The 19,389-nt window shown below is 72.2% G+C and carries 17 protein-coding genes; 9 read left to right on the plus strand and 8 right to left on the minus strand.

All coding sequences use genetic code 11. The features are described from left to right. Positions 1-4 precede the first annotated feature (4 nt). The gene (locus tag FHL80_RS10375; RefSeq protein WP_138733346.1) at positions 5-829 is read left to right on the plus strand and encodes a sulfite exporter TauE/SafE family protein; all 825 of its coding nucleotides are present in this window, start codon (positions 5-7) and stop codon (positions 827-829) included. Between the two features lie 37 nt (positions 830-866). Here FHL80_RS10375 and FHL80_RS10380 read toward each other — a convergent pair whose 3' ends face one another. Both FHL80_RS10380 and FHL80_RS10385 read right to left on the minus strand, forming a co-directional pair. Beyond that, entirely contained in the window at positions 867-1,748 is an 882-nt protein-coding gene (locus FHL80_RS10380) for an alpha/beta fold hydrolase (protein ID WP_138733347.1), read from the minus strand. Between the two features lie 172 nt (positions 1,749-1,920). Continuing rightward, a complete protein-coding gene (locus tag FHL80_RS10385) occupies positions 1,921-2,280 on the minus strand; it encodes a carboxymuconolactone decarboxylase family protein (protein ID WP_138733348.1) in 360 nt (119 codons plus the stop codon). A gap of 206 nt (positions 2,281-2,486) precedes the next feature. Between FHL80_RS10385 and FHL80_RS10390 the strand changes: the two genes are divergently transcribed. Further along, positions 2,487-4,052, plus strand: coding sequence for an acyl--CoA ligase family protein (locus tag FHL80_RS10390; RefSeq protein ID WP_138733349.1), 1,566 nt, complete (start codon positions 2,487-2,489; stop codon positions 4,050-4,052). A 35-nt stretch (positions 4,053-4,087) separates the two neighbouring features. Here the strand turns inward: FHL80_RS10390 and FHL80_RS10395 are convergent, their stop codons facing one another. Continuing rightward, positions 4,088-5,707, minus strand: a complete 1,620-nt coding sequence (locus FHL80_RS10395) for an amino acid permease (RefSeq protein ID WP_138733350.1) — start codon at positions 5,705-5,707, stop codon at positions 4,088-4,090. A gap of 613 nt (positions 5,708-6,320) precedes the next feature. Here FHL80_RS10395 and FHL80_RS10400 point away from each other — a divergent pair. Continuing rightward, a complete protein-coding gene (locus tag FHL80_RS10400) occupies positions 6,321-7,328 on the plus strand; it encodes a polysaccharide deacetylase family protein (RefSeq protein WP_246078593.1) in 1,008 nt (335 codons plus the stop codon). Positions 7,329-7,541: 213 nt separating this feature from the next. Here the strand turns inward: FHL80_RS10400 and FHL80_RS10405 are convergent, their stop codons facing one another. After that, entirely contained in the window at positions 7,542-8,342 is an 801-nt protein-coding gene (locus FHL80_RS10405) for a helix-turn-helix transcriptional regulator (protein ID WP_246078594.1), read from the minus strand. Between the two features lie 822 nt (positions 8,343-9,164). Between FHL80_RS10405 and FHL80_RS26220 the strand changes: the two genes are divergently transcribed. The 6 genes from FHL80_RS26220 (at position 9,165) to FHL80_RS10435 (ending at position 13,966) form a co-directional block, all read left to right on the plus strand. Further along, positions 9,165-9,671, plus strand: a complete 507-nt coding sequence (locus FHL80_RS26220; protein ID WP_246078595.1) for an AfsR/SARP family transcriptional regulator — start codon at positions 9,165-9,167, stop codon at positions 9,669-9,671. 166 nt (positions 9,672-9,837) lie between these two features. After that, positions 9,838-10,047: a hypothetical protein gene (locus FHL80_RS10415; protein ID WP_138733354.1), complete on the plus strand. Its 210-nt coding sequence runs from the start codon at positions 9,838-9,840 to the stop codon at positions 10,045-10,047. A 219-nt stretch (positions 10,048-10,266) separates the two neighbouring features. Further along, positions 10,267-11,019 (plus strand): AfsR/SARP family transcriptional regulator, encoded by a 753-nt coding sequence (locus FHL80_RS10420; RefSeq protein WP_138733355.1) that lies wholly within the window; start codon positions 10,267-10,269, stop codon positions 11,017-11,019. Between the two features lie 664 nt (positions 11,020-11,683). After that, positions 11,684-11,827, plus strand: a complete 144-nt coding sequence (locus tag FHL80_RS26225) for a hypothetical protein (RefSeq protein ID WP_246078596.1) — start codon at positions 11,684-11,686, stop codon at positions 11,825-11,827. Positions 11,828-12,028: 201 nt separating this feature from the next. Beyond that, positions 12,029-12,268 (plus strand): hypothetical protein, encoded by a 240-nt coding sequence (locus FHL80_RS10430; RefSeq protein WP_138733356.1) that lies wholly within the window; start codon positions 12,029-12,031, stop codon positions 12,266-12,268. Positions 12,269-12,421: 153 nt separating this feature from the next. Further along, positions 12,422-13,966: a T6SS phospholipase effector Tle1-like catalytic domain-containing protein gene (locus FHL80_RS10435; RefSeq protein ID WP_216870594.1), complete on the plus strand. Its 1,545-nt coding sequence runs from the start codon at positions 12,422-12,424 to the stop codon at positions 13,964-13,966. 53 nt (positions 13,967-14,019) lie between these two features. Here the strand turns inward: FHL80_RS10435 and FHL80_RS10440 are convergent, their stop codons facing one another. Genes FHL80_RS10440 through FHL80_RS10455 form a run of 4 tightly spaced genes read right to left on the minus strand, consistent with a single transcriptional unit; the run spans position 14,020 to position 19,384 of the window. Beyond that, positions 14,020-15,273, minus strand: a complete 1,254-nt coding sequence (locus FHL80_RS10440; RefSeq protein WP_138733358.1) for an SMP-30/gluconolactonase/LRE family protein — start codon at positions 15,271-15,273, stop codon at positions 14,020-14,022. Continuing rightward, positions 15,270-16,289 carry an NAD-dependent epimerase/dehydratase family protein gene (locus FHL80_RS10445; RefSeq protein ID WP_216870595.1) on the minus strand — a complete coding sequence of 340 codons (1,020 nt, stop codon included), beginning with the start codon at positions 16,287-16,289 and terminating at the stop codon, positions 15,270-15,272. Before FHL80_RS10445 ends, FHL80_RS10440 begins: the two co-directional genes overlap by 4 nt. Beyond that, a complete protein-coding gene (locus tag FHL80_RS10450; protein ID WP_138733360.1) occupies positions 16,286-18,049 on the minus strand; it encodes a cytochrome P450 in 1,764 nt (587 codons plus the stop codon). The genes FHL80_RS10445 and FHL80_RS10450 overlap by 4 nt, the downstream gene beginning before the upstream one ends. A 21-nt stretch (positions 18,050-18,070) precedes the next feature. Continuing rightward, entirely contained in the window at positions 18,071-19,384 is a 1,314-nt protein-coding gene (locus FHL80_RS10455) for a Dyp-type peroxidase (RefSeq protein ID WP_138733361.1), read from the minus strand. Between the last annotated feature and the right edge of the window lie 5 nt (positions 19,385-19,389).

A 19,389-nucleotide genomic window follows, 5' to 3' on the forward strand; every position in this document is an offset into this window, starting at 1 on the left:
CCGGATGACCTCTGCGTTGCCGGCCGACCTGCTCCCGGAGGGACTGACCCCTGGGCTGCTCGTCCTCGTCCTGGTCGCTGCGCTCGCGGCCGGGTGGATCGACGCCGTCGTCGGTGGCGGCGGTCTCCTGCAACTGCCCGCGCTGCTGCTCGTCCCCGGGATCAGCCCTGTCCAGGCCCTGGCGACGAACAAGCTGGCCTCGATCTCCGGCACCACCACCAGCGCCGTCACCTACCACCGCCGCGTCCACCCCGATCTGCGGACTGCTCTGCCGATGGCCGCGGTGGCCCTGGTGGGCAGCTTCGCCGGGGCCTCCGTCGCGGCGGCCCTGCCGGCCAGCGTGTTCAAGCCGGTCATCGTCGTCGCCCTGATCGCCATCGCCGCGTTCACCGTGCTGCGTCCGGCGCTCGGCGAGGTGACCGCACTGCGCCACAGCGGGCGGCGCCACCACGGCGTCGCCGGGGCGGTGGGCGCCGGCATCGGCTTCTACGACGGGGTCCTCGGCCCGGGTACCGGGTCTTTCCTCGTCTTCGCCCTCGTGTCGCTCCTGGGCTACGACTTCCTCAACGCCAGCGCCAAGGCGAAGATCGTCAACGTCGCCACCAACCTGGGGGCGCTGCACTTCTTCGTCCCGTACGGCGCGGTCTTCTGGGGGCTGGGACTCTTCCTGGGCGCCGCCAACATGCTGGGCGGCTACCTGGGCGCCCGGGCGGCGACCGCCCGAGGCAGCCGCTTCATCCGGGTCGTCTTCCTCGTGGTCGTGACAGCGCTGATCGGCCGGGTCGGCTGGGACGTGTGGACGGAGAACCTGCGTCCGCTCCTCTGGTGAGGGCCGCCACGCCGGCCGATGCGACCGGTGCGGCCGGTCAGCCGGTGGCCCGCGGCAGTCGCTCCTCCACCCGGTCCAGCAGGGCCATGAGCGCACCGTCGACGACCTCGGGTCGGGTGAGGTTGACGCTGTGCCCCGCGCCGGGCACGACGACCAGTTCAGCGCCGGACCCGAGCACCTCGGCGATCCGCCGGCTGTGCGCGGCGGGGGTGAGCCGGTCGTGGGTGCCGACGACCACCGTGACCGGCACGCGCCGGAGCACCTCGAGCGCGGCCGTCTCGTCGTCGTCGAGGATGGTGGCGTAGAAGGCCGTCGTCACCGTCAGCGGAGTCTCCTCCAGCATGTCCTGGACCCTGCGCACCAGGGCCGGGTCGGCGTCGTCCCGGCCGAAGAGGTAGTGCCGGGTGTACCACCGGCCCAGTGCGGTGCCCCGCCGGCGGAACCGCTCCAGGAGCGGGGCGATCAGCTGCAGCCACCACAGGTAGACGGCCAGCAGGCCGAGCCGCCGCACCAGCCCGAACAGCCGGCCGACCACCCCGCCCGGGACCACCCCATCGGCCGAGGTCGCGAGGAGGAAGACGCCGACGACCCGGGTGCCGAACAGCTCCGGGCGCTGGCGGGCCAGCGCCAGCACGCTCATGCCGCCCATGGAGTGCCCGGCCAGGACGACCGGGCCGGAGGGCGTGGTGGCGGCCAGGACCTCGCCGAGATCCCGGCCGGTCCGGTCGATCGTCGCTGTCCGCAGGTCGCCTCGGGCCGACCGGCCGTGGCCGCGGTGGTCCCACAGGACCAGCCGCGATCGCCCGCGCAGCGCCGCTCGCTGGCCGTCCCACTCGCCCAGGCGCGCGGTGAAGCCGTGGGTCAGCAGCACGGTGAGCGGGGCGTCCGGGGTGCCGTCCACCTCGACGTGGAGGTCCACGCCGTCGTCGGTGCGGACCGTCCGCGATGCGGGCGCGGGTGACCCGGCGGCAGTGGGGCGAGCAGAGCGACGGAAGAGGGGCACCTGCTCATCTCAGGGGCCATCGACCGTGACCGCCACCTCACCGGTCCCCGCGAGGTCGTTTGCGGGCGTGCGGGGTGACCACCGCGGGTCACCCCTGTTGCGGGTCTGCCTCCTCCGCGAGTTCCTGGAAGGCCGCGAACGCGCGCGGCCCGTACACGGTGCCCGGTCCGCCGTTCATCGCGATGGCGACGCCGAGCGCCTCGGCGACCTCCGACTCGGTGGCGCCGGTGCGGACGGCGCCACGTGCATGCGACACGATGCAGCCGTCGCACTCCTTGCTGACCGCGATGGCCAACGCGATCAGTTCCTTGGTCTTCTGGTCGAGCGCACCGGCGGCGTATGCGGCGGTGTGCATCCGGCGGTACCCGTCGTAGACGTCCGGGATCGCTCGACGCAGTGCGCGGGCCGGTTCGCGTAGCGCGTCCTGGACGGCGCGGGCATCACCCATGGCGGAATGGTCCCACCGGCCCGGGCGCAGGGCGCGGTGACCCGGTCGTCGGGTCCACCACCGGCGGCGCACGGTTGCGGCCACGCTCGGCCCCGGACCACGGGACCCGGCCCGGGTCCCGTTGGATCCGGGTGTCCGATGCGTTGGGGGGACGAGGTCCGGGGTAGGCACCCCGTCCAGCTCCCTGCGCAGTGGAGGACACGTCCATGGCCGCCTTCACCTTCAGCCAGCTCACGCCGACGGCCTTCCTGGAGCGTTCGGCGCGGGTGTTCCCCGACCGCACGGCCGTGATCGACGGCGACAACCGGTTCACCTACCGGGAGTTCGCCGACCGCTCGCGCCGCCTGGCCGGCGCGCTCGGACCGCGGGGGATCTTCCCCGGTGACCGGGTCGCCGCCCTCTGCAGCAACAGCTCGACGATGCTGGAGCTGCACAACGGCGTCCCGTGGGCGGGCGCGGTCCTCGTCCCGCTCAACGTCCGGCTCTCGGCCGAGGAGCTGCAGTACATCCTGCGGCACTGCGGGGCGCGGCTCATGGTCGCCGACGGCCAGCTCGCCGGGATCGCCGCGGAGGTCGCATCCGCCGTCGGGATCCCGCTGGTGATCGCCGGCGGTGACGCCGATGGGTACGAACAGCTGCTCGGCGACGCCGAACCGCTCGCCCGCCCGTGCGAGGACGAGCGCGGCCTGCTGGCGCTGAACTACACGTCGGGGACGACCGGCCGACCGAAGGGGGTGATGTACCACCACCGCGGCGCCTACCTGCAGTCGTTGGCCATGGCGATGCACACCGGGCTCGGGCCGTCGAGCCGCTACCTGTGGACCCTGCCGATGTTCCACTGCGACGGATGGTGCTTCCCCTGGGCGGTGTCGGCGGCCGGGGCGGCCCACGTCTGCCTGCCCAAGGTCGATGCGCAGGAGATCTGGCGGCTGCTCCGGACGGAGGGCATCACGCACTTCAGCGCGGCGCCGACCGTGCTCACGATGATCGCCAACGCTCCCGAGGCCGAGCAGGGCCCGCTGGACCGGCCAGTACACGTCCAGACGGGGGGTGCGCCGCCGACGCCGACGCTGCTGGCTCGGATGTCGGGACTCAACATGGACGTCACCCACCTCTACGGGCTGACCGAGACCTACGGGCCGTTGGCGATCAACCAGTGGCATCCCGAGTGGGACGATGCGGCACCCGAGAGGCAGGCGGAGCTCAAGGCCCGCCAGGGGACCGGCAACGTCGTCGCCGACGCGCTCCGGGTGGTCACCGAGGACGGCGCTGACGTCCCCGCCGACGGGGAGACCATCGGCGAGATCGTCGCGCGGGGGAACGACGTCATGCGCGGCTACTACCTCGACGACGACGCCACGGCCGCCGCGACCCTGGCCGGGACCGGTGACGGTGCGGCCTGGTTCCGCACGGGCGACCTGGGGGTCGTCCATCCCGACGGCTACCTCGAGATCCGCGACCGCAGCAAGGACATCATCATCTCCGGAGGGGAGAACATCTCCTCGGTCGAGGTCGAGCGGGCGATCGACGCCCATCCCGCGGTGCTGGAGTCCGCGGTGGTGGGGGAACCGCACGAGAAGTGGGGAGAGGTCCCGGTCGCGTACGTGACGCTGCGGCCCGAGGCCGACGTCGACGACGGGCAGCTCGCGACGTTCGTCCGTTCGCGGCTGGCCGGCTTCAAGGTCCCGAAGCGCTTCGTCTACGGAGAGCTCCCCAAGACCTCCACCGGCAAGGTCCAGAAGAACGTCCTCCGAGGCCGCGTCGACGGTTAGCGACCCGCCGCCCGGTGGGCAACCAGGACATGCGGTCAGCGGTCGGAGTCCGCCTGCTTCCGCAGGCCGGACGCGGTGGACCCGTTGGCGCGCCGACGCGAGGACACCCTCACGCCGAAGACGGCGTTCTGGTCGCCGTAGAGCTCATCGTCGCTCCGCTCCGGCGGGGGATACGTCGGGCCGTCCTTGGACCACACCGCCTTGGTCCGGCCGCCGGTGTTCTCGATCACCTTCGGCCGGACCACCATCCACCCCGCGAGGAGCGCCAGTGCTATCACCGGGATGCCGAACACCACCACGAGGAAGGTCGTCTTCTCCCAGAAGTGCGGGGACGACTGCCAGCCGGTGATCACCAGCCCGATGATGATGGAGAACAGGAAGACGAGGCCGATGATGCTGGTGTAGGGGTGCCCGGGCATCTGGAAGGGGCTCGGCGGGACCACCCCACGGTTGGACAGCATCCGCAGCCGGAGCTGGCACAGGAAGATCGTGGCCCAGGTGAAGACGACGCCCAGGGCAGCTGCTTCCAACGCGATCTCGAACGCGTTGGGGACGAGCGCGTTCAGGACGGCCCCGAAGACGAAGACCACCGAGGTCGCGACGATCCCGGCCCAGGGGACCCCGGAACCGCTCATCTTCAGGGTGAAGGCGGGCGCCTGCTTGGACATGCCGAGGCTGCGCAGCACGCGGCCGGTCGAGTAGAGACCGGAATTGAGGCTGGACAGCGCAGCCACGATCAGCACCGCCTGGATCAGGTTGCCCATCCAGCTGATGCCCATCCGGTCGAACACCGTGACGAAGGGGCTCGTGCCGGCCTCGTACTCGCTCGTGGGGAGCATCGCGACGAGCAGCAGGATGGAGCCGCAGTAGAAGACGCCGATCCGGAAGATGACCGCGTTGACCGCCTTGGGCACCTCGCGCTGGGCGTCCTCCATCTCACCGGCTGCCACGCCCACCATCTCGATCGCGGCGTAGGCGAAGACGACTCCGGACATGACCAGGATCGGGCCGTACCAGGCGAAGTCACCTGAGGACGGCCAGAACCCTCCCGGGTTGCTCCACAGGTTCGACAGCCCCGCCTGGTGGTCGCCGATGTGCACGTGGAAGGCCACGACCACGATCCCGACCAGCAGGAAGATGACGATGGCACCGACCTTGGCGATGGACGCCCAGAACTCGAACTCGCCGAACGCCCGGGCCGACAGCAGGTTGATCGTGAGCACGACCGCGAGCGCGATCAGCACCGTGGCCCAGGTGGGCATGTCCGGGAACCAGTACTGCACGTAGAGGCCCACCGCGGAGAGCTCGGCGATCCCGGTGAGCGCCCAGTTCAGCCAGTACATCCAGCCGGTGACGAACGCGGCGCGCTCGCCGTAGAACTCCCGCATGTAGGACACGAACGCGCCGGACGTCGCGCGGTGCAGCACCAGCTCGCCCAGCGCACGCATCAGCAGGTAGGCGATCACCCCGACGAATGCGTAGCTGATCAGGAGCGCCGGACCGGTGTTGTGCAACCGGGAAGCCGACCCCAGGAACAGGCCCGTGCCGATCGCACCACCGATGGCGATCATCTGCACGTGCCGGCGGTTCAGGTTGTTTTTGTAGCCGGCCTGCTCCGCGTTCAGTGACTCAGGCGTGCCATCGGTCTGGGTCATCGGTCTCCCCCGCACGTGCGCCGTCGTTGAGGCCGCCACCTACCCCTCGTTGCGGTGCCCAACCAGCGACGGTCCAGATTTGCCGGAGCGGCGCTGCGGACATGGGTCCCCGGCTGGGTTGACGACTCCGACTCCGACACCGACTCCGACGCCGGGACGGGCCTTCGGCTGGTGGCCTCAGCCGGCACGCGCGTCGTCGGAGAGCCGCCGGTGGGGAGGCTCTGCACTCGTCCTGGTCGGCGAGGTCGACGAGGTTCCGGTGCCCCGTCCCGGCCGCTACCGTGCGTCGGACCACCACCACGACAGCGGGTGCTCAGCACAGGGGCCCGGGGGACGGGGAACGCGTGGGCGCCACCGGTGATGAGTCGTGCGGGAGCTGAGTCGACGGGCACTGCTCGGCTGGGCGGGGGCATCCGCGCTCGCCGTCGCCGGCGGCGGCGCTGCTGTCCGGTCGTCCGCGGCGCCGACGCAGGGGGCGTCCGTGTCAGCGACCTCGTCGGCTGCTCCACCTCCTGACCCGGGGCCGGTCCCGACACCCGAGGTGCGGCTGATCGGCGATGGGTCGACGGCCGACACCGGCCCGCAGCCTCATCAGCCGGTGCCGCGGAGGCTGATGCCCGGTGAGCGTCCGCCCCAGTTCGTGGTGTTCTCCTGGGACGGCGCGGCCAACTTGTCGACCGGCCTGTTCCCCCGGTTCCGGACGCTGGCGCGGGAGATCGGCGCGACGATGACCTTCTTCCTCAGCGGTCTGTACGCGCTGCCGGCCGACCAGCGGATGCAGTACGCCCCACCGCGGCATCCGGTCGGATCCTCCGACATCGGCTTCCTGTCCACCCAGCAGGTGCTGGACACCGTGGCGGAGGTCCGCCTGGCCTGGTTGGACGGGCACGAGATCGGCACCCACTTCAACGGTCACTTCTGCGGCGCGGACGGTGTCCGGCTCTGGTCCCCGGAGGACTGGGCCAGCGAGATCGCCCAGGCGAAGCTGTTCGTGCAGACCTGGAAGACGACCACCGGCCGCAGCGACCTGCCACCGCTGCCGTTCGACTACGACGTCGAGCTGATCGGCGGCCGCACCCCGTGCCTGGAGGGTCAGCGGGGTCTGCTTCCGGCGGCTGCGGCGCTGGGCTGGGAGTACGACGCGAGCGGGCCGGGCGGTGAGCAGGTGTGGCCGGGCAAGGAACTCGGGCTGTGGGACTTCCCCCTGCCGGCGGTGCCCTTCGAGACGACGGATCCCGCCAAGAGCGATCACGCGTTGGCGATGGACTACAACTTCATGTACAAGCAGACCGACGGTGACCAGCACGCCGACCCGGCCCAGTACGGCACCTGGCGCGAGCAGGCGCGCAAGGCGTACATGGCCGGTTTCGAGCGTGCGTACACCACCAATCGAGCGCCCTACTTCGTCGGCAACCACTTCGAGCAGTGGAACGGCGGGATCTACATGGACGCAGTGGAGGACGCACTGCGGGCCATCGCCGGCCAGCCCGAGGTGCAGCTGGTGTCCTTCCGTCAGCTGGTGGCGTGGTTGGACGTGCAGGACCCCACCGTTCTGGACCGGCTCCGGACCCTGCCGGTGGGCACGGCCCCGGCCACTGGCTGGCAGTCCTTCCTCGCCTGACCCGAGCCAGACCGAGCGATCGGGCCGGGCCGGCGGCCGCTTCGCCGCTGCTCGACGGCTGATCCGGGTCGCGCTGCTGGGGCACCTCGTCGACGACCGCGACGCGGTCGACGCCGTGGAGCTGGAGGCCGCCGTCACCGAGCTGCTCGGCGCGGAGATCGGGCTGTTCCCTGACGTACGAGGGATGGACAGGTGACGGCCTTGCCTCGAGCGTCAGGTGTGCGGTCTGTCGGGTACCGGGTCGTCGTCCAGCGCGATGGGTGAGCGGCTCGCCGTGCGCGTTGAGGGAGTTCGGCGTCCCGGCCGCGTGCCCGACCGCGTGGTCAACCGGTCATCACGTTCGCGAGGTGCTGCGAGGATGCCCGCCTCACGAGCTCGCTGGACCGCCATCAGCCGGTCGCGCACGCCGAGCTTGCGGTAGAGACGCTCGAGGTGCTTGTGCACCGTCCGCGGAGAAGTTCGCAGTCGGCGAGCCATCGCGACGGCGGTGAGCCCGTCCCCGAGCAGAGCGAGAACGGCCAGCTCGCGCTCGGTCAGGCCGAAGCTGCGCACGGGGTCGTACCGCGCCGCAGACACGGTCTCGAGCACGACCCGCTGGCGGAACAGCGCACTGAGCGCCGGGAGGACCAGGGCGGCGAGGTCCGCGTCGGCGTCGTCGTAGTCGTCATCGGGGCGGCTGAGGACGTAGGCCTCGACTCCCTCCTCCATCACCAGCGGCAGGGCCAGCTGGTGGGTGATCCCGAACGGACGGGCAAAGGCCGTCCACTCCTCGACCATCTCCGGTCGAGCGATGGCGCTGGGTACCCGGCCGAGGATCTGCGGTGCCGTGCTGCGGGTGACCGAGTACCAGCGCAGCAGCGGTTGTGTCGTCGCGTCGACGAGGCGCCCGGACGGCGGTGCTGCCGGCAGGTAGTCGACGGGCCAGCACCCGGCGACGTGGTCCACCCACCTGCGATCCACGACGTTCCGCGAGCAGCAGGCGGCGTGGAAGGACTGCAGCAGGAGGTCGGCCACGCGATCATGGGGGAACGGCCGCGCGCCGGCGGGCCTCGTCAGGATGTCCCCGACGAGCTCCAACCACGCTGCGGAACAGGTGACAGCGGGCGCCACACACCTCACGGTAACCAGCCGCTGCGCCTTGGTGAAGGCGTTCGCGGCTGAGGACACCAGGAGTACCAACCCCAGCACATCTCGGCCCCGCAGGGGCGTTGTCGAGCCCTGGGAAGACATGCTGCGAGTACGCACTTCTGCGTACTTCCTCGGCTGCTCGGGTCTGCCTACGGTTGATGTTCTCGCAGCTCACGCGACGTCTGGGGGGATCATGTCGGGTTTTCGCGTACACAGACGTTGACGCACCACCGGCGGATCGGGTGTACAAGCCGTCGCCGGGCCTCGCCGGGCCTCGCCGGGCCTCGGCGGGACGTCGGTCAGCCGACGACTGAGTGCGGCTGGTCCTCCCGAGACTCCCGACGGCAACGGGCTGGGATGTCCGCCCGGACGCCGTCCCATCGCCATTGCTCCTTCCAGAGAGGAAGGACGAGTCACGTGGATGCTGCATCGCCCACCCGGGTCACGCTGCTGGACGGCTTCCGGCTCGACGTCCACGGCGTCGACCAGTGTTCGTCCAGCGGCGGCCTCCCACCTGGCGTGCAGCGGCTGGTCGCGCACCTGTGTCTGTCCGGGAGAGCGAGCCGGACGGCGACGGCCGGCCGACTGTGGCCTGACGTCTCCGAGTGCCGTGCGCACGGGAGCCTGCGGTCGGCTCTCTGGCGACTGCACAAGGCTGCGCCGGGCGTCATCGAGGTTTCCGGCGAAGTCCTCCGTCTGGCGCAGAGTGTGCGAGTCGACGTACGGGAACTGAGCGACTGGGCGCAGCGGGCGATCGCCTCACCGGGAGACGACGAGATCGCGGTGCCGGCCGCCGCGCTCGGGGGCGACCTGCTGCCCGGCTGGTACGACGACTGGGTGCTCTTCGAGCGTGAGCGGCTGCACCAGCTCCGGCTGCACGCGCTGGAGGCGACCGCTGCGAGACTGGCCGTCCACGGCCGCCACTGGGAGGCACTCCAGGCTGCCTACGCGGCGGTTCGTGCCGAGCCGCTCCGGGAGAGCGCTCACCGGACCATCGTGCGGGTCCACCTGGCCGAAGGGAACCTGGTCGAGGCAGCCCGCGCCTACGAGCTGTTCCGGTGCATGGTGGAGAGCGAGCTGGGCGTGCTCCCCACTCCGCAGATGACCCGGCTCGTCCAGGGCATCCCACCGCGCCGCTGCTCCTCGGCCATGGAGGCCGCACCCACGGTCGCCGTCCCGTGCCGGTCGACGATGTCTGCAGTGCGCGTGCTCTGACGACGCGCGAGCCGGTTCAGCGCCCCGGCAACGACGTCGGATGTCATCCGAACGAGGGAGTGCGCTCACGCACTGTCACGGGGACCATGATCTCCACGATCGACGGCCTGCTTGTGGACGTCGACCCATGCGCAGCCCCTACGCTGCGTGATGACTGGAGTGAAGGGTGGCCGTGGCCGACGACCGAAGCGCAGCACTTCTCCTGCGTGTGTGGATCGAGGAGGGGTCCGACCAGTTCCGTGCCCGCTTGATGGCGGTCGGCTCGAGCGAGGGGAGCGACCGGACGGTTGCGTTGGCCTCGTCGCCGGACGAGGTGCTCGCGGCGGTCAGTTCCTGGCTCGACGAGTACCTCCGGCGAGGGACCTCGACGGACTGACTCGGTGAGCTGGCGGAAACTCCCCGCCGGCCGCGATCCTGGCTGGTCCTCGGGTGGCGTGATGCTCCACGTGTCCCGGCCGGGGCGGAGCGGAAGTGTCCGAGCGGTGGGTCGGGTGATTGACAGCCAGCACCGAGACTCGCCAGTATCGGAACCGGCGACCCACCCCTACGGCGTCTCGTCGCCGACCAGTCGGGCGCCCCTCAGGGGGGACATCTCGTGGACGGTTCCGCTGAAGCCCGCGTCGAACTGCTCGACGGGTTCTCCCTCGAGCGCGGTCGTGGCGGTGTCTACACGGCTGTCGAGGGTCTTCCTCAGGGCGCGCAGCGCCTGATCGCCCACCTGGGTCTGTGCGGTCGCCCCACCCGCGCGGCGGTGGCGGGTGAGCTGTGGCCAGACGTACCCGAGGACCACGCACACGGCAGCCTGAGGTCGGCGTTGTGGCGTGTGCAGAAGGTCGTTCCGGGGCTGGTCAGCGCCTCCGGCGGCGCTCTTGGGCTCGCCAACGGCGTACGGGTCGACGTCTGGGACTTCAAGGAGTGGGCCCAGCGGGCCCTGGACCCGACTGCCGACGTCGATGGCACGATGGCCCCACGGTCAGCGCTCGCCGCTGAACTGCTGCCTGGTTGGTACGACGACTGGGTGCTGCTGGAACGCGAGCGGCTCCGCCAGTTGCGGCTGCACGCCCTGGAGATGCTGGCGGACAAGCTCGCACGCGCCGGGCGTCACGGCGAAGCGGTCCAGGCGGCCTGCGCCGCGGTGCACGCCGAGCCGCTGCGGGAGAGTGCCCATCGCGCCCTCATCCGGGTGCACCTGGCCGAGGGCAATGCCGCGGAGGCCGTGCGCGCATACCAGTGCTTCCGGGACCTGCTCGCCCACGAACTGGGCGTCGCCCCCACCGAGCACATGGAGGAACTGATGTCCCGTGCGCACCTCGGGGCCCTGGGGCCGAGACGCCCCGTGCCCGACTGAGCGCGCACTTCCTCCCGGCCGGAGACGGTGGGCAGAGCTGTGCGACGCCGGCGTCTGATCCGACCTGGAGCCCGGGGGATCGCGCGCTGGGGCCGAGGCGGACGCCGTTCATGAGTCGACCCGCCGGTGGGCGCGGCCCCGAGCGAGGGACGGGGTGACCACGCGCAGCCAGCCTGCACCTGCACGACCTCGGCGGTGACCAGGTCCGGCCCACGGTCAGGGAGGTCTCGGCACCTCGTGGTGCCCGGGGTGACGGTCCCGTGACGGGCGAGGGCGAGGCTGCCGTCGTCGGGACCAAGGCGCGTCCGTGAGCAGGGCGGGTGTGCCAGCACGCCAGAAAGCGGCGGACGAGCAGCACCTGGCTCCCCGCTGGGTCCTGATGTGCCTCTGACCGGCGTGGGGGACGGGGACGTCGGACCGCACGGGACGGCCGAGTCCTCCCCTCGACGGTTGCGCCCCCGTCGCGTGAGCACCTCCCGCGGTGTCAGGAGCAAGGATGTTGCCTCACGGAGATGACCGCTCGTGGACGAAGAGCCGCCTGCCCGGCGGGTGGTGGAGGCAACCCGGCTGGACGGTGCCCGTGGACGGCGACCGCAGTGCCGTCCTGCTCCTCCGGGTCTGGCGAGAGGACAGCACCCGTTCCTTCCGCGGACGGTTGACCAGCATGGGAACCTCCCCCGGCAGTCCAGCTGAGGAGCTGGTCACCGTGGGCCTGGCCGCCTCACCGCGGGACGTCGTCGAGGCGGTTCGTGCCTGGCTGGACGACTTCCTGCGGGACACTCCCCACTCGATCGACGGCGACGAGTGAGCCCCGTGCGATCGCCTCCGCGGCAGCGAGACCTGCCGCGTCCACGACACCGGTGGGTGCCCGAGGGGGATGCCGCGTGGCGCGCGCTCCGGGCGGGAATCCCCGTCCCGGTTGCGGGACCCGTCGCGGACGGTCCCGTGCCCCGTCGCCGAGGGTCGGCTGGACCTGGCCGGCGCGAACGGCGCAACCCTCACCGGCACCGTGAACGACGACCTCGCCTCCGGCCACATCGCCGCGAAGGGGCCGGTCCACCCCGTTCACGGCGACGCGGTGGCCGAGCCCGCAGGGGAGCACGGAGCCTCGATCATGATCGAGGGCGTCGTCGTGCTCCTCCGCTGGGTGGTCCTGCCCGAGAGCACCTCCGCAGCGGCGAGGGCACCGCCCATCCAGCAGCCCACCGCGTTCGCGGGTCACCGGCTCGGCCGTCGGCTCAGCCAGTGAGCACCCGGACGGTCGCGGGCCTCCCCGTCCGGAAGGTGATGTCCGGGTGACAGCGGAGTGACGGTCGCGGCCCTACGGTCCGACGGCGTCGTGCGCCGGGCGACGGCACTCGTCGGTCGCGACGGTCCACGACCCCCTCGAGAGGAGCCTGTGATGCGTCACCTCGTCGTCTGCTGTGACGGGACCTGGCAGACAGCCCGCAACCGGACGAACGTGCGCCGGCTGGCGGACGCGCTGGCGCCCGCCGGTGCCGACGGCACGGAACAGGTGTGTCGGTACTTCACGGGTGTCGGTACCGACGGCTCGCTCCTGGCGCAGGTGACCGGCGGCGTGGCGGGGGAGGGCCTCTCCGGCAAGGTCATCGAGGCCTACATCTGGACGGCGACGGCCTACCAGGAAGGCGACCGCATCTCGCTGTTCGGCTTCAGCCGTGGGGCGTACACGGTGCGCAGTCTGCTGGGGCTCATCAGCGCCTGCGGCCTCCTGGACCTCTCCGACCTGCCCGCGAAGGAGGCGCGCACGCTCGTCCAGCGGGTGTACGACGAGAAGTACCGAGCGCGGGACGAGGCGCGGCCGGACTGGCGCCGGGGAGCGCGGTTCCGCTTCGATGCGGCCGACGAGGCCGAGATCCCCGTCTCGTTCATCGGGGTGTGGGACACCGTGGGGTCCCTCGGCATCCCCGACCACCTCGGCCTCGTGAACCTGCTCGACTCACCCCGTCGCTACGAGTTCCACGACGTCACGCTGAACCCCCACGTCCCGCACGCGCGTCACGCCATCGCGCTCGACGAGTTCCGTGGGCCCTTCACACCCACGCTCTGGGCCGGTCCGGCGCCCGGTCAGGACATCCGGCAGGTCTGGTTCCCCGGGGACCACGGTGACGTCGGAGGTGGCCACCGTGAGACGGGGCTCTCCGAGGGAGCCCTCGTGTGGATGGCGCAGGAGGCGACCGCCGCGGTCGGGCTGGGCTTCTCGAAGGTCGGCATCGACGACGTCCGCCCGAACCCGTCCGACCGCATCCACGGAGATGCCCGTAGCGTGCCCGGGCCGGCCGGGGCGGTGGCCGACGCGCTGTTCCAGCCGCGTCCCCGCGCGGTTCCGCTGCTCGATCCGGCGGACCCGACCGATCCCTCGATCCACGAGTCCGCCTACCGCCGGCAACGTGACCGGCAGCTGCCCGGCGGTCCCTACCGGCCCACGCGCCGGCTGGCGCCCGGGGGGTCCGGGTCGGTGGACGTCTCCGCGGCCGAGCCCTGGAACGCCACCGGGCTGTACGTCGAGGCGGACCGGTACCGGTTCACCGCGGAGGGCCGGTGGCGCAGCGGCACGTTCCAGACCGGTCCGGCGGGCGCCACGGGTGGCCAGCTGCTGCACTGGCGCGCACTCGGGCAGCTCGCCGGCACGCTGGTCGGAGGAGCCGAGAGCCTGTACCGATGGCTGAGCGGGAACCGCGCCGCCGACTTCTACGGAGCGCCCAGGGAGTCGACCCGGCCCTGGATGTCGCTCGTGGGTGTGGTTGCGAACGAGGTCCCGGCTCTCCCGCCGCAGCAGGCGCGACCGCACGAGCAGCTGCCGATCGGCGCGGGCGTCGAGCACGAGGTGACCCGGCCGGGCTACCTCTACGCCTTCGCCAACGACGCCTGGGGCTTCTACGGCAACAACTCCGGCAGCGTGCGGCTCACGGTCACCCGTGCGTGATCACCGCGGGGCGACGCCCGTCCCCCTGCACGGCCCGGCCGCTCCGGCACGGATCAGGGCAGTCCGGCCGACCACCTCAGCCGGACCACGCCGGGCGCTGCCTCCCGCCCCGGGGTCAGGCTCTCGTTGGCCAGGTAGATGCCACCGGGGGCGGGAACCGCGGAGGCCACCGACACCAGCTCCGGCCCTCCGTACATGGCCGACCACAGCGGCGTGCTCCCGTCGGGACTGACGACGAGGACGCCGGTGCGGCCGGCCTGCCGCAGCAGCAGCCGGGCGGGCAGCCGCATGACCAGGGGCTTGACCCGGGGATGGGCGTGCAACCAGGTGAGGAGGCGGCCACGCTCGGCGAACAGGGCCACCCAGATCCGCCCGTCGGCGTCGCGGTCCATCCCGTCGGCCATGCCGGTGATCCCGTCGAGCACCACGTCGGCAGTCCCGGCACCGGGACCGCCCAGGTGGAAGCGGGTCAGGCGGAACATGGAGGTCTGGCTGACGAGGACGGACTCCTCGCGGGGCCGCCCAGGGTGGGGATCGATGAGCACCGCGTTGATGAAGTAGAACCCGGCCGCGATCAGCCGGGTGGTGCCGGTGTCCAGGTCGTGACGCCACAGCCGGCCGTTGGGGGACAGCGCGATGGCCTCGTCGACGGCGTCGTCCGGGGAGGCGCCGGGGTAGTCGAAGGGCTCCGACAGGTAGATCCGTCGGCCGTCCTCGCTGACGTCCAGGTTGTCGCACACGGCCAGGCGACGGCGGGGTCCGCTGGTCCCGGGGCCGGCTTCCGGCGCGGACGGGTCGTCGTCGGCGTACACCACCGGCGAGCGCGGTCGGGGATCGTCGACCGGGACCTCGAGCACCAGCGGCTCGATGGCGCGGTCGTGCCGGGTGAGCCGGTACAGCCCCGGGGCGGCGGCGACGCCGTTCCCCGCCCCGTAGGACCCGGATCCGCAGAAGTAGACCTGGTCGGGGTCGTGGGGCGCCGCGTGCAGCCCGTACGCCATCAGCGGCAGCTCGACGAACGGCTCCGCGGCATGGGTCCGGGCGTCCACGGTCCAGATCCGCCGGTCGGTGGCTGTGACGAGCGCGGTGGCGCCACCGTCGACGAGCACCAGGTCGTCGATACCCGGCAGGTCCGACGGGAACCGCTGCAGGCCCTCGGCGAAGTCGGCAGAGTGGTCCACTCCGGCGATCACCGCCGCGGTGGACTCGTCGATGACCAGCGGGCCGCCGAGGCTGATCTCCGGGCGGGGTGCCGACCGCTTCCACCACACGATCCCCGCCAGCAGCGCCAGCCCGACGCGGATCACGACCGGGCCTCCCGCCCGGTACGACGCGGGCCGCCGGTGGCCCGTAGCCAGGCGACGGTGTCCTCGAGCGTCCGGGCCAGCGGACGCGGGCTCCACCCCAGCTCGGCGCGGGCCCGGGCGGTGTCGTACCAGGCGTAGCGCCCGATGATCTGCAGGACGTCGCGGGTGACCGGTGGCTCACGTCGGCGCAGCCTGCTCGCCAGGCCCACGACCGCCACCGCCGCGTGCAGCAGGGCCGGCGGCAGCTGGAACCGCGGCGCGGGAACGCCGGCGATCGCGGCAGCCTGCTCCAGGAACCCGCCGCTGGTGACGTTCTCCCCGCTGAGCAGGTATCGCCGGCCGGACTGCCCACGCTCAGCGGCCAACAGCATCCCGTCGGCGAAGTCCCGGACGTCGAGGCACCCGAACCCGACCGGGACCGCCGCCCTCATCCGGCCGGCGATCACCGCGGAGAGGAGCTTGTTGGCCGGCGCTCCGACCGGGTCCTCCGGCCCGAGGGTGAAGGACGGGCAGACCGCCATCACGGCGAAGCCCGGGCGGGCAAGGGCTAGCGAGGCCCGCTCGGCCTCGCGGCGCAGCACGGCGTAGGGCAGGTCCAGGACGTGCGCGGCCGGGTCCGCCGACTCATCGAGCGGCTCGGCCCGGTTGTTCACGCCCACGGCGAGGGCGCTGCTGATGACGACCGCGGTCTGCACCCCCGCCGCAGCGGCTGCCCCGAGCAGGCGCTCCGATCCGAGGACGTTGACCCGCCGCATCTCCGCGACCGTGCGGGGGCCACCGCCCATCCGGACCTCGAAGTCGGCGTGCAGCACCGTGTCGATGCCGGCGCACGCGGCAGTCAGCGACAGCGGGTCCTCCAGGTCTCCGTCGGCCACCTCGACGTCCAGCTGACCCAGCAACACCGGGTCGCTGTCCCGCAGCTCCAGGACGCGCGGCCGGACACCGCGCTCGTTGAGCCGCCGGACGACGGCGGAGCCGAGGAACCCCGTCGCACCGGTGACCAGCACGCCGCTCACCGCGCCGTCCCGCCGACAGCGATCCGCAGACTGCGGGCGTACAGGTTCTGCTCGTCGAGCTCGAGTTCGCTCCGCCGTTCCAGCCTCCCCAGGCGCAGCAGGCCCCGGAGAGACTCCTGCAGCGTGATCTCTGACGCGTAGCGGCCGAGGCACTTGTGCCGCCCGTAGCCGTGCTGCAGGTACAACCGGCTCTGCGGGGTTTCGTCGGCCCGCTCGGTCATCTGCGGGTGGTCATCGAGGAGCTCGTCGCGGGTCACGTCGAAGACGAGGGGGTCAGGCGTGACCCGCGGGTCACGCATCGCCCCCGCGTATCCGACGAAGACCGGGGTGCCCCGGCGGATCGGGACGCCGCCGAGTTCCACGCCCTCGACCGAGCACACCCTGAGCAGCACCTCTCCCTGCGGCCGCAGTCGCAGGCCCTCGAGCGCGTACGAGCGCAGCCTGCGGAGACCCGCGTCGTACCCGGGGTCGCCCGGCTCCAGGGCCGCGAGTCCGACTGCGTCGTCGTAGCTGGACCCGGGGCGCGTCCCGTACTCGCCGCTCGCCAGGCGCAGCACCGAGTCCACCACCCGGCAGGTCGCTTCCTGCGGGTTGACCACTGCCCCCACCACGACCCCGAAGACGTTCGACCGGATCATCGAGTCGGACAGGCGCCGCTGCAGTTCACCCTCCGGAGGGGGCGCGCCGAGGAGCGCGGCGACGTCGCGGGCGAGCAGGCCGTCCTCCGCGGTGGCGGCACCCTGGAGCCGCAGCAGCCGGGTGAGCAGCGTGTCGGGGACCGGCTGGCCGGCGGCCAGCGTCGCCTTGTGCGTCGCGAGGAGGGCGTGGATGTAGGCGGTGAGGTACTCGGTGGCGACGATGCCCCGCTCGCGGAACTCGGCGAACGACGGACTGGCGGGGTTGAAGTTGTTGAACGTGTTGCGGAACACGTCCTTGACCCAGCCGAAGAGGTCGTCCGCCGTGGGTACCCGGCCCTCCGCGATCCGCTGGAACGTGTAGACCCGCAGCAGCGCATCGTCGAGCGGGAAGGCATCCCCACCGCAGTACCCCGGCAGCGACGACGGCTCGCCGGCGCCCGGAGCAGGGACGCCGAGGTAGTCGCCGACGATGCGCAACGGCAGGGAGCGGGCCAGGGTCGGAACGACGTCGACCTCGCCCGGCCCGGCCGCCTCGACCTCCCGAGCCCAGCCCTCGGCCGCTGCACGAGCCAGGCCGGTGAGCCGCTGCTCGTCGGCACGGGACACCGCGCGGCGCAGGATCACGTCGTCGATCCGGTACAGGCCCTCGTCGTCGGTGCCGAGCAGGAAGTGGGAGAAGGCGTCCGGGTCCTTGGTCCTGTCGTCGGTGGCGCGGGCCATCTCAGGCGCGTACAGGTCGACGGTGAACTGGTCGTGGCGCGACAGACAGGTGATCACGTGCTCGTGCCGCGCGACGACCACCGGCCCGATGGCCGGTCGGAAGATCGGCATGGTGTCGGCGGGTTGGTCGAGCAGCTGCTGCAGCATGTCCAGCGGTGCCGTGGCCAGCCAGGTCGAGACCACCTGACCGACCGCGTCCCCCCGTCGTCTCGCCGCCGCCGCGAAGTCGGCGGCCGCGGCCACGGCGGCCTGACGGTCCGCCTCGTAGGCCGCTGGGTCCCCGGCGTACCGCGGGTCGTCCGGGTCTGGCACCGGGGGCGGTGGCGGTGGCAGCGGGGTCCGCGCCTCGGCCTGGGAGACGTCGTCGAGGAAGACCCCCGTCGTCGTGGCTGTCGCGGTCATAGGGGCCTCCGGCCGTGGACCTCAGGATGTGGACGTGTCGCTCAGGAAGCGCAGAGCGGTGATGCTGGGCAGGAAGAAGTACTCACCGCCGCGCACGGTGACGAAGCGGGGGAGTGATCGGTACCGGCGCGGGAGGGGCCGTCCCTGCACGGTGAAGTCACCGGCGCCCGGCCCGGCGATCGGGTCCGGTTCGTTCCGCAGCCCGTCGAAGCGCGGCGAGTTGATCCACTCCCGCTGCACGAACTCGTACTGGCGTTCGATGCTCGCGTTGAGGAAGACGCCGATCAACCCGCGGTCCGCCCCGTCGTCGGGTCGTGCGTCCTCGAGCGCCGGGCCGTACGGCAGACCCCGGCGCACGAGCAGGTGACGGCGTTGCGCGATCGACCCCGTCCGGGGGAGCGCGCGGCGCACGTGCGCCGCCCGGGGACAGCGGTAACCGCGCGCGTCGTCGGCGTAGTCGAAGGCGTTGTTCCGCTGTGGGTCGGTCGCCAGCTCGGCGTCGTCGGCGTCTCCGGTCAGCGTCAGCGGTGCCCCGCTGGGCCAGCGGCCCATGAGCTTGGCGGCGAGGAGGTCGGGGTCCGCCCTCCCGTTGTCGCGGAGGAAGCCGCGGAACGCGGGGACGTCCTGGGCCAGCTTGCGGTAGACGGCGTAGGTGCCGTTGCGGCCGAGCTCATCGGGCGTGGTCAGGCGTACGGCGCCCAGCTCGTCGGGGTGGCCGAGCAGGAACTCGCCCGCAGCCACCGGTTGGCGCCCCGGGGTGTCCGCCAACCCGCTGCCGCTCAGCACCGGCTGCGAGATGCCGTCGCGGAAGCCGAAGTGCTCCCGCCCCGCGCGCGTGCCCCCGAGCGCGTCGGCGCGCTCCGTGCCGACGGCCTCCAGCCCACCGACCGCGGCCCGCTCGCCGAAGGCGCGGACCTGCCGGTCGAGCAGTTGCTCGTCGTGCGCGAACAGCATGAGCAGGGCGTGCACCCCGCGGTCGGCGAAGGGAGGCACCGGCTGCCAGTGGTCGGGAAGGTCCTCGTCGACGTCCCTCAGCGCGGTGGCGGCGCGTGCGGCCATGCCCTGGCGGAAGTCGTCCGGGAAGCTGGCGAGGGACTCCGCCGGCAAGCCGAGCGCCTCGAGGCCGGGGAAGGTGAGGCCCACGTTGGCGCACCACGCCGGGGTGGCGTCCCACTCGAGCGCGGTGGTGACCGGCTCGACCAGGCCGGCCAGCCACGCACGTGCCGCGCGGGCGTCGGTGAACCGGTGGAACAGGTACGCGGCGTGGGGCATGCGGTAGCCCCTCAGCACCAGTCCCTGGATGTCGCCGAGGTCCAGGGCGGTGGTCGTCTGCATCGGCG

The sequence above is a fragment of the Modestobacter excelsi genome, assembly GCF_005930495.1.
Lineage (GTDB): Bacteria > Actinomycetota > Actinomycetes > Mycobacteriales > Geodermatophilaceae > Modestobacter > Modestobacter excelsi.